The organism is Empedobacter sp. 225-1, from assembly GCF_030328185.1.
Lineage (GTDB): Bacteria > Bacteroidota > Bacteroidia > Flavobacteriales > Weeksellaceae > Empedobacter > Empedobacter stercoris.
Map to the genome: position 1 here is coordinate 89185 of NZ_JACALO010000005.1, position 11291 is coordinate 100475.

Annotated in this window: 9 protein-coding genes; 7 read left to right on the top strand and 2 right to left on the bottom strand. The window is 31.9% G+C overall.

All coding sequences use genetic code 11. The features are described from left to right. The first annotated feature begins 4 nt into the window (after positions 1 to 4). A complete protein-coding gene (locus HX088_RS02875) occupies positions 5 to 1372 on the top strand; it encodes an exonuclease domain-containing protein (protein ID WP_286483283.1) in 1368 nt (455 codons plus the stop codon). A 62-nt stretch (positions 1373 to 1434) separates the two neighbouring features. On the opposite strand, the gene HX088_RS02880 is transcribed toward HX088_RS02875, so the two are convergent. Together HX088_RS02880 and folK are read right to left on the bottom strand one after the other, a co-directional pair. After that, entirely contained in the window at positions 1435 to 2841 is a 1407-nt protein-coding gene (locus tag HX088_RS02880; protein ID WP_260542297.1) for an OmpA family protein, read from the bottom strand. A 77-nt stretch (positions 2842 to 2918) separates the two neighbouring features. After that, entirely contained in the window at positions 2919 to 3329 is a 411-nt protein-coding gene (folK, locus tag HX088_RS02885; protein WP_171622379.1) for a 2-amino-4-hydroxy-6-hydroxymethyldihydropteridine diphosphokinase, read from the bottom strand. 27 nt (positions 3330 to 3356) lie between these two features. Between folK and sppA the strand changes: the two genes are divergently transcribed. From sppA to rodA, 6 genes are all read left to right on the top strand, one after another. After that, a complete protein-coding gene (sppA, locus tag HX088_RS02890; protein WP_286483287.1) occupies positions 3357 to 5126 on the top strand; it encodes a signal peptide peptidase SppA in 1770 nt (589 codons plus the stop codon). A 168-nt stretch (positions 5127 to 5294) separates the two neighbouring features. Further along, entirely contained in the window at positions 5295 to 6320 is a 1026-nt protein-coding gene (locus HX088_RS02895) for a rod shape-determining protein (RefSeq protein WP_038331974.1), read from the top strand. Positions 6321 to 6334: 14 nt separating this feature from the next. Further along, positions 6335 to 7186, top strand: coding sequence for a rod shape-determining protein MreC (gene mreC / locus HX088_RS02900; protein WP_286483289.1), 852 nt, complete (start codon positions 6335 to 6337; stop codon positions 7184 to 7186). Then, positions 7176 to 7691: a rod shape-determining protein MreD gene (gene mreD / locus HX088_RS02905; RefSeq protein ID WP_286483291.1), complete on the top strand. Its 516-nt coding sequence runs from the start codon at positions 7176 to 7178 to the stop codon at positions 7689 to 7691. The genes mreC and mreD overlap by 11 nt, the downstream gene beginning before the upstream one ends. Further along, positions 7688 to 9673, top strand: coding sequence for a penicillin-binding protein 2 (gene mrdA / locus HX088_RS02910; RefSeq protein ID WP_286483292.1), 1986 nt, complete (start codon positions 7688 to 7690; stop codon positions 9671 to 9673). Before mreD ends, mrdA begins: the two co-directional genes overlap by 4 nt. Beyond that, a complete protein-coding gene (gene rodA / locus HX088_RS02915) occupies positions 9642 to 11186 on the top strand; it encodes a rod shape-determining protein RodA (protein WP_286483294.1) in 1545 nt (514 codons plus the stop codon). Before mrdA ends, rodA begins: the two co-directional genes overlap by 32 nt. Positions 11187 to 11291 lie beyond the last annotated feature (105 nt).

The following is an 11291-nucleotide window of genomic DNA, read 5'->3' on the forward strand; positions in this document are numbered from 1 at the left end:
GCAAGTGTACGCGATTTTAGATATAGAGGCGACTGGCGGAAAAGTAGGAGAAGAGTCAATCATTGAGATTGCTGTGTATAAATATGATGGAAAAGAAATTGTTGATCAATTTATTTCATTAGTTAATCCCGAAAAAAAGATTGACAAATTTGTACAAAAATTAACTCAAATTACCGATAAAATGGTGTTAACTGCACCAAAGTTTCATGAAGTAGCTAAGAGGATAGTTGAAATTACAGATGATTGTATTTTAGTTGGACATAATGTGATGTTTGATTATAGAATGTTGAAACAGGAGTTTGAACGATTAGGCTATAATTATGAAAAAGAATGGATTGATACTTTTGAATACAGTGAGAAATTAATCCCAAATTTACCATCATATTCTTTGGGTAAATTGTGTCAATCCTTAGGTATTGTGGTAACAGATCGCCATCGCGCTTCTGGAGATGCAAGAGCAACGATAACGTTATTCAAAATGCTTTTAGATAAAGATTCTGAAAAAATTATCACAAAGAAAACAGGTTTAAAACAACCTAAAAAAGCAAGTTCTAAATATCAGAAATTGTTAGAAAATCTACCGAATACGATAGGTGTTTTTTACATGTACAATAGTAGAAAACAGTTAATTTATATTAGTAGAAGTAATAATATCGCACGATCTATCAATCAAATTTTTACATCAAAAACCTTAAAAGCAAATAAATTAAAACGTTATACTCGCTCGATTAAATTTGAAGAAACTGGAAGCGGATTTTTAGCCGCTATAAAAGAGAATAATGAGGTTTTGACTAACCAACCAATGTATAATCTTAAACTAGTTGAAAATAAAGTATATCCGTATGGGTTGTATTATTTAGAATCGAAAAGAGGTTATTCACGTTTAGAAATAGGAAAAGTTAGAAAAGTAGAGCCTGTTTTAAAATTTAAGACGAAAGAACGTGCCAAAGAGGTTTTAGAAAAAATTGTTAATGATTACAATCTTTGTCAACAAGTAAATGAGGGAATAAAATCTGATGAATCTTGTTTTCAGTACAAAGTGAATAAATGTAATGGAGCTTGTATAAAGGAGGAATCTCGAGATGATTACAATAAAAGAATCAAGGATTTTATTCAAACGACAGAGTATCCTTCGGATACATTTTTAATCATTGATAAAGGTCGAAGTGGGATAGAGAAGTCATTTTATTTAATCGAAAATAAGGAATTTAAAGGATATGGCTATTACGAGTATCATCATCAGATAAAATCGCTTGAAAAGATACATAACATATTGATTCTAATTCAAGAAACAGATGAAATCAAGAATATGTTAAAATATTTTCTGTACAAGGTTTCGTCTAATCCAAGCCAAATTGTAATATTAAATTAAATTATTAGAAATAAAAAAAGGTCAGTTTAAAACTGACCTTTTTGTTTTATATGAAATTAAGATTATTTAATTTCTTTGAAGATTACTCGTCTGTTTTCTAAGTTTTTCCAAGCAGGACAGTTTGTAACAGGATTACATTCAGCCCATTTTAAATCAGATTTTCCTTTTCCAACAGGAGATAATTTTGTAGTGTCTACACCTTTGTTAGCTAAAAAACGAACAACAGAAGCAGCTCTTCTTTCAGATAATTTTTGGTTGTAATCCACTCCTCCAGCGGCATCAGTATGACCTTCAACTACGAATTTAAAATCAGGATTTGCTAATAAAACTTCAGCAGCATGATTTAATTTTTCGTAAGATTGTTCTCTAATACGATCTGAGTTATAATCAAATTCAATTCCTTCTAAAAAAGCATTAATTTTTGTTGCAACTTCATCTCCAGAAATTCTTACAACCTTTTCAGGACAACCTCCATTTGTTGGTGGACCAGGGATTGTAGGACATTTATCTTCGCTATCAGGAATACCATCTCCGTCAGAATCTAATGAACAACCAGATCCGTCTACACGGATTCCTTCTGGAGTATCTAAACATTTATCCCATTGATCACAAACACCATCACGATCTTCGTCAATACATTCAAATGGAGTTTGTTCTACAGGAGCTTTGTATGCTAATGGAGAAACCCATTGTAAGGCATCTTTATGTTTTCCTATTTTATAGTGTAACCCTAAAGAGAATGTAATCATGTTATCATCGCGTCCTTCTTCAGTATCTGCAGCAGTTATACCACCTGAGTTGTGATAAGGCATTGGTTTTCCAGATCCATCAAATTCTTCATCACCAGACATGTAGTACATTCCACGTAACTCTAAATCAAATTTGTCATTCAATTTGTAACGTAAACCAGCACCAACTTGAGAATAAATAGATTTATCAGAGATATCTTGATCAGTTATTAATGTAAAATTAGGGTCTCCTTGAGGAGCATAATTGTTTCTATAAGCTTTATAGCCATGTATTCCTACTCCAGCGTATAAATGCATAGCCCATTTAAATTCAGTTCTGTTATCAACTCTTCGTAATAAATTTGAGGCATTCAAATCAGCTAAAACTCCAATTGCTTGGTATTTAGTTTTACCATAAGCATACCCATGATATCCACTTAAAGCAGAATCATCAATATTTCCTTTTTGTCTAGTTTTACCAAATTCATATTGTAAACTTAAACCAAAAGCATGGGTGATTTGTTTATTAACTTGTAATTGAACATCGTATCCTGGAGTGAAATATTTTCCCATCCAAGAAACTAAGTCAGAATTTTGCAAAGCGTTTAAACCTCCAAAAGCAGAAATAGACCAATCGTTAAATTCCTTTTTACTGTTGTTAAATGGCTTTTCATCGTACTTGGTTTGTGCAGTAGCACATGCCGCAGCACCTAAGATTAATAAAGATAAAAGTTTTTTCATAGGTTAGAAATTATTATAACTAATATAAAGCATTACTAAATATATTTTACAAAACTAATGAATTAATAATTAATATCTTAAAAAAAGTATAAACTTTTGATAAAATCTCTTGTGTAATTTTGAGGGTGTGGTATTTTTAACAGTTTAGAATCTATTAATAGGCTGTTGTAGAATAATATATCAATATCAATTAATCGGTCAACGTAACGTTCATTTTCTTTTGGTTGGACATATACTCTTCCCATTTTTTGTTCAATTTTTTTTACTATTTGTAACAATTCAAAAGGAGAATAATTAGTCAATAGTTCAATTTTTTGATTGAGAAATAGATTTTCAGTTGTAAAACCTTCAGCGCTATTTTCTAAAAGATTTGATTCTTTTTTTATTACCCCAACCTCTTTGTTTATAAGAGATTTAGCTGTTTCTATGTTATTTTTTTTGTCACCTAAGTTTGTTCCTAGTAACAAAATGGCTTTATTTTGCGACATATATGCAAAAGTAATAATAAATTAAAAATGAAAAACTTTTTCGGGAGAGTATTCTCTACAATTATAGGAAATCTATTAACGGTTAGTGTATTTATCATTCTACTTTTCGTGCTAATTTTTGTTTCAGCTTTATCTAAACCTTCAAAGAGTGTAACAGAAGGATCAGTTTTAGAGATTTCGCTCGAAAATCCAATTATGGAGAGTGATATGGATCGATCAGTTTCTTTATTTGATTTATCAGAGGATACAAATGTGTTTTTGCAAGATATCATTCATTCGATAGAGGCGGCAAAGAATGATAATAAGATAAAAGGAATTAGTTTAAAACTTGATCAATTTTCTGGTGGGGCAACACAAGCTACAGATATTCGTAATGCGTTAAAAGATTTTAAAAAATCGGGAAAATTTGTTTATTCGTATTCAAATTCCGGTAGTCAGTTGTCTTATTATATTAGTAGTGTAGCCGATAAAATTTACCAAAATCCTTTGGGAGGTACACTTTTACAAGGATTAAGTTCTAATATTATGTTTTTCAAAAATGCGGGAGATAAATATGGAGTCGATTTTCAAGTAATACGTCATGGGCAATTCAAAAGTGCTGTTGAACCATATATAAGAACAAATATGTCTGATGAAAATCGCATGCAATTGTCTGAATTATTAAATGATGTATGGGGAAATGTAGCTAATTCAATCTCAACTTCTCGAAAAATTTCTCCAGAACAATTTAATCTGGTAACAGATAGTTTATACGCTTTTATTCCAGAAATTGGAAAGCAAAATAAAATTTATGATATCATTGCACAAGAGAATGATTATCAGAAAATGTTATTTACAAAACTTGGATTAAAACAAGAAAAGTCAAAAACTGATTTTGAAGTATTAGAAAAACATACAATTAAGGTTGAAGACTATTTTGAGACTATTACAGAAAAATCTGAAAAAGCTAAAGTAGCTGTGTTATATGCTTCAGGAACAATTACGGAAGGAAATGGTTTTGATGGAATTCAATCTAAAACCTATGTAGATGCAATCCGTAAAATTTCGCAAAATAATAAAATCAAAGCATTGGTTTTACGTGTAAATTCGCCTGGAGGAAGTGCTAATGCATCGGAAGAAATTTTATATGAGTTGATGCAATTGAAAACAAAGATGCCAATAGTTGTTTCGTTTGGTGATGTAGCAGCCTCTGGAGGTTATTATATAGCTTTAGCTTCGGATAAAATTTATGCGCAACCTAACACAATAACAGGATCAATTGGTGTTTTTGGAATGATACCAAACGCACAAAAATTATTTAATAATATAGGTTTAAACTTTGATGAAGTGAAAACGAATGCAAATGCAGATCAATTGAAGTCGTTAACAACACCCTTGTCACCAACGGCTAAAAATACGATGCAGAAATCAATTGTTTTAATCTACAGTAAGTTCGTAAATCATGTTGCAGCAAACAGAAAATTAACCTACGAACAAGTGGATAAAATAGGGGAAGGGCGAGTATGGTCTGGAACTCGTGCAAAACAAATTGGTTTGATTGACGATTTTGGAAGTTTAGAAACAGCGATTAAGGAAGCAGCTAAATTGGCTAAAATCGAAAAATATTCGACAGAAAGTTATCCAAAACGTAAAGATTCTTTCGAAGAATTTATGGATAATCTCCAAGGAAAAAATACCGAAGCTGCAATTGCAAAAGAATTAGGTTCGGATGGAATTAGAATTTACAAAGAAATAAAGTTGATGAATGAACAAAAAGGTGTTCAATTAAGATTACCTTATGATATTCAGATTCAATAAAAATCATAAAAAAGGGTTAAAAAAAAATTAACCCTTTTTTATTGCTAAAAACTTCCTATTTTAGTGAAAATATTTAGATGATTAAAAAATTAAATTCTCTTTTATAATCATCTAAATTTATTATACTTTTGTACATTCATTTTTAATAATACTGAGACATAATCAACGATGGGATTATTTGATTTTTTCACGCAAGAAATTGCGATTGACTTGGGGACTGCTAACACTTTAATTATCCATAATAATAAGGTTGTAGTAGATAGTCCGTCTATCGTCGCTATACATAGAAGAACAAATAAAGTTATTGCTGTTGGAGAACAAGCAAAACACATGCAAGGAAAAACGCATGACGATATAAAAACAATTCGTCCTTTGAAAGACGGAGTAATTGCAGATTTTGAAGCTTCAGAATTTATGTTGACAGAGTTCATCAAGAAAATTCCTGGAATTCAAGGTAAATTATTTTCACCTTCATTGCGTATGGTGATTTGTATTCCATCTGGAATTACCGAAGTTGAAAAACGTGCTGTTAAAGATTCTTGTGCACGTGTCAACGCAAAAGACGTGCGCCTTATTTACGAACCAATGGCTGCTGCGATTGGAGTTGGAATAGATATCACACAACCTAAAGGTAACATGATTATCGATATAGGTGGTGGTACAACAGAGATTGCCGTTGTTGCATTAGGTGGTATTGTATGTGACAAATCTGTAAAAATTGCAGGTGACGTCTTTACAAACGATATTGCTTATTATTTAAGAACCCATCATAATTTATATATCGGAGAAAGAACTGCCGAGCGTGTTAAAATTGAAGTTGGAGCTGCTGTGGAAGAATTAGAGCATGCACCAGATGATATGCCAGTTCAAGGACGTGACTTAATTACAGGAAAACCAAAAGAAATTACTGTAAATTACCGAGAAATTGCACGTGCATTAGATAAATCAATTTTACGTATAGAAGATGGTGTGATGGAAACATTGTCTCAAACTCCTCCAGAATTAGCTGCTGATATCTACAATACAGGTATCTATATGGCTGGTGGTGGAGCTATGTTGAGAGGTTTAGATCAACGTATTTCTAAAAAAACAGGCTTACCAGTTTTCTTGGCTGATGATCCTTTACGTGCTGTTGTTCGTGGAACAGGTATTGCACTTAAAAATATAGATAAATTCACTTTCTTAATGAAATAGAAGAGTAAAAAGCAATGCAATATATTCTGAATGCGATTAGAAGAAATGGAATGCTATTAATTTTTGTCTTTTTAGAGTTAATTGCATTGTTTCTTGTCTTTAAGAAAAATATTTATCACGAAACTATTCTCGCCTCTGCAAGTACATCTTTTACAGGTTATGTAAATGATAAAATTGCGAAGGTGACAAACTTCGTTCAATTACCACAAACAAATAAAGATTTGATGGATGAAAATGCGTTCTTGCGCGAGCAATTAGTGCATTTAGGTATTAAAGATGCGAAAACAAAAAAGTTTTATAAATCAGATACTTTAGGTTATCACCAAACATATTCTTTTGTACCTACAGAAATTGTAAATAATTCTATCATCAGAACACAAAATCTTTTGACTATTGATAAAGGAACAAATGATGGAATTGAAAAAGGGGATGGTATTATTACAAATAATGGTGTAATTGGTATTGTAACCTATGCGGGGAAAAATTATTCTCGTGCAATATCTTTATTAAACAAAGACATCAATATCAATGCCCGTATCAAAGGCAATCAATATTTTGGGACAGTGAAATGGGATGGGAAAGATCCTCGTTTTGTTCAGTTATATGAAATTCCAAAATACATCGAAGTCAAAAAAGGAGATACAATCGAAACAGACGGTAAATCGCCTGTTTTTCCAGAAGGAATTATTATAGGAAAAGTTGTAAGCAAAGGAATTGACGAAACGGGTGAAATGAAAGTTCAAGTAAGATTGAAACAAGATTTCGCTAATTTAGCTCAAGCCTATGTGGTAACTAACCTGAATAAAGTTGAAATTCAACAAGTCGAAAAATCAGATACTTTAACAAACACACAGAATGTTCAATAAAGATTTTTTAATCAACATTATTAAGATTATAATTTTAGCTTTACTGCAAGTTTTTGTCTTCAATCACATCAACTTTTTAGGAAGCTATCAACCATATATCTATATTGTTTTTGTGTTATTTTATCCACCATCTCAAAACAAATATGCATTATTGATCTTATCTTTCTTATTGGGATTAATGATAGATGTTTTTGAGTATACAGGTGGAATACATGCATTTGCTTTAACTTTTATAGCTTTTTTACGTAATCCAATTATTAAGCTGTTGGCAGGAAAACAAGATTATGAGATGGAATTTTTCTCTTTCAGTTCGTTTAGTTTTGCACAATGGTTGTTTTATTTGGTTATTTTGATACTTGCTCATCACGTAGTTTTATTACTTTTAGAAAACTTTAAACCATCTGGAATCGGATCTTTGATGCTAAAAGCTTTAATTAATTCGGGAATAACTTTTGTGTTTGTTTTCATTTATAAAATTTTATTTAAAAATAAAGTTGGAGTATGAAAAAGTTGATGGTTGTTTATGCGTTAATCCTGTTTATAGTTGTACTATTTATAGGACGTTTAGCGTATTTGCAATTGTTTACAGATCGATATACGCTGAATGCGTTTAATACATCTATCAAGCAAGAAATTGTATATCCTAATCGTGGTGATATCCTTGATCGTAACGGAAAATTATTGGTGAGTAATACTTATTCGTACGAATTAGATGTTATTCCAGCCAAAGTTGTGGACAAAGATGGAGAAGTTATAAATGATTTTGATAAAGCAAAATTCTCTAAAATGGTTGGTATTTCAACCAAACAATTCGATTCGATTTTAACTAAAATTACTTCAGCCAAAGATTATAAAAAATTATCTCCATATCCTTTTCTAAAAAATATTTCGCGCGAAAATTTTGCTCGAATGCAAGAACAATTGTACTTGTATCCAGCATTTAGTATCATCAAACGTCCCGAACGCAAATACATGGTAAATTCTGCAGGAAATATATTAGGTTATATAAACGAAGCTAATCAATCGTACATTAAAACAGATTCTACCTATTATCAACCAGGTGATTTAGTAGGAATTGCAGGTGTTGAAAAATCGTATGAAAAAGATTTGCGTGGTGTAAAAGGTGTGAAAAACTGGATTGTAGATCGAACAATGAATGTTGTTGGACCTTATAAAAATGGAGATTACGATCGTGCAGTAAAAAGTGGTAAAACAGTAAACTTAACTATCGATTTTCGCTTACAAGAATTAGCAGAACAAATGCTCAAAAATAAACGAGGAGCTGTGGTTGCAATTGATCCTACGAATGGAGAAATTTTAGCTTTAGCTTCAGCGCCTACCATTAATCCAAATGATTTTTTGAATTCTAAATTAAGAAATGCTTTAATCAATGACTCAATTTCTCGTCCTACCTATGATAGAGCTTTACAAGGATCATATCCGCCAGGTTCTACGTTTAAAGTTTTGACTGCTTTAGCAGGAATGCAAATGGGGACCATGACAGAGCAAACGACTTATGTTTGTAAGCACGGTTATCGATACGGACGTATGCATATTGGTTGTCACTGTGGAATGTATTATGCACCACAATGTTTAGAACGGGCAATAGGAAAATCTTGTAACAATTATTTTTCTGAAGCTTATCGAGATATTGTCAAGAAAGATCCCAATAATTATGGCGTTGGAATGAATGAATGGGCAGCGATTATGAATAGTTTTGGACTTGGTAAATTCATGGGAACTGATTTACCAGTAGGTAGTAAAGGTCTTATTCCAACGGAAGATTTTTATGACTCTCGCTTTGGAGAAGGGGTTTGGAATCCTTATCGAATTATTTTTAACGGTATGGGACAAGGAGATATCAATACAACGCCTTTGCAAATGGCAAATTTTACAGCTGCAATTGCGAATAAAGGATATTTTTATACCCCACATATTGTGCGTAGAATTGATGGAAAACCTCTGAAAGATTCTACTTACATAGTAAAGAAAAATACGTTAGTTGATCCGAAATATTTTGATATCATTCATAGAGGAATGCGAAATGTTTTCACAATAGGAACAGCTCGTGGCTTTGAAACAAGTAGTTTTGTTCAATATGGAAAAACGGGAACGGCACAAAACTCGCATGGACAAGATCACTCTTTGTTTATTCTTTTTGCACCTGCTGATAAACCAAAAATAGCCGTAGCTGCAATTGTCGAAAATGGACATTATGGAGCAACTTGGGCAGGTCCGATGACGAGTTTAGTAGCAGAATTATATCTTACAGATACGATTAAACGTACGCCTTTATTAGAACGAATGAAAAATGGTAATCTACAAGGAGAATATCGTCGTCAGTGGATAGATTATTTAAAGAGAAAAGGTTTGTATATAGAACCAGTGAAGAAAGATTCTTTAGGAACGAAAGCAGGTGAATTAAGAACAAATAAAGATTCAACAAAATTTAAAAATGAGTCAAAACAGATTACTAAAAGGAATTGATTGGACCGTTTTGATCCTTGGGTTTCTAATAGTAACCTTCGGAATTATGAACGTTTACAGTGTCAATCCAGATTTAGGTCAAAAACAGCTAATTTGGTTTGGACTTGGGATGGTCATGATTTTAATTTTGATCATTGTGAGTGGAAACAATCGTAATTTTTTCGAAATTTATAGTCCCGTTTTTTATATTGTCTCCTTAATCCTCTTGGTAGGGGTTTTGATTTTTGGTAAAGAGATTAATGGAGCAAAAGCTTGGTACCGTTTTGGTCCGTTGAGTTTGCAACCCGCTGAGTTTGCAAAAATTGGTACAGCTCTATTAATCGCTAATTTTATTAACCATTCTAATGCCAATTTAAAGGATATCAGTTTTGTAGGGAAAGTCTTGCTTGTTATTGCAATTCCAGTAGCTTTGATTCTGTTGCAACCCGATTTAGGATCAGTGATTATTTTCTGTTCGTTTAGTATTGCGTTGTATCGAGAAGGATTAAACCCATGGATTATTATCGCACCCATCATTTTATTGGTTATTTTCCTTATATCAATTGTACAAATTCCTTTTTATGTTTTATTAATTTTAGGATTTATAATTCTTACAATTGCACTATTAATTTTGGCTTTCAATTACAATCAAAATGTAATTGATGCGATGCATGGGATATTAATAGGACTATCGATTTTCTTTCTATTATTGATAGGAATTTGTTATTTGGTCGAAGATTTATCCGAATCAACGAGAGAATCTTTTGGACATCTTTTTCCTATGCGTGCTTTATTTTTCTCGGAACCAATCTTTTTTAACACTGTTTTCTTTGGATTAATTGGTTTTGCAATATCGATAATTCCTGTGTTAATTTTGAAGTTAACCGAACAAAAGGAAATGAATAATTCACCTTTCAAAACTCAAAATGGGTTGTCTGCAAACGTGTTGAATTTTAGTATTATTGTTTCGATTGTTTTATTACTATTTGCAAGTACGGTTAGTTTTATTTCACCTATTATTTTCGAAAAATTACCAAAACACCAAAAAGAGCGTGTAATGGTTTTATACGAAGGAGAAGCAAAATACCGCGATACTTCTGGATATAACTTATTGTATGCAAAAACAGCAATCGGTTCGGGAGAATTATATGGAAAAGGATATAATCAAGGAACGATTAAGAAAGGAAGATTTGTGCCTGAACAACAAACAGATTATATTTTTACCGCAGTAGGCGAGGAGTGGGGCTTTATAGGAAGTACAGCTTTGGTTATTGTCTATGCCATTTTTGTGGGACGATTATTTTTCTTAGCCGAAAATCAAAAGAATAAGTTTGCACGATTTTATGGATACTCGGTTGCGTCAATTTTATTCTTTCACTTTTTTATCAATATTTCGATGGTAATCGGACTTTTCCCAACAGTTGGAATTCCCTTACCATTCTTTAGTTATGGGGGAAGTTCTTTATGGGGATTCACTATTTTGATAGGAATCTTTTTAATTATTCATTATAAGAACAGTCAAGGATTTATATAAAAACATATAGATTAAAAAAGCCACATCCTTTTAGACTGCACCCAAAAGTTTGGACAGATTAAAAATTAATAATTATAAAAATGAGTTCGATATTGTATCGGGCTC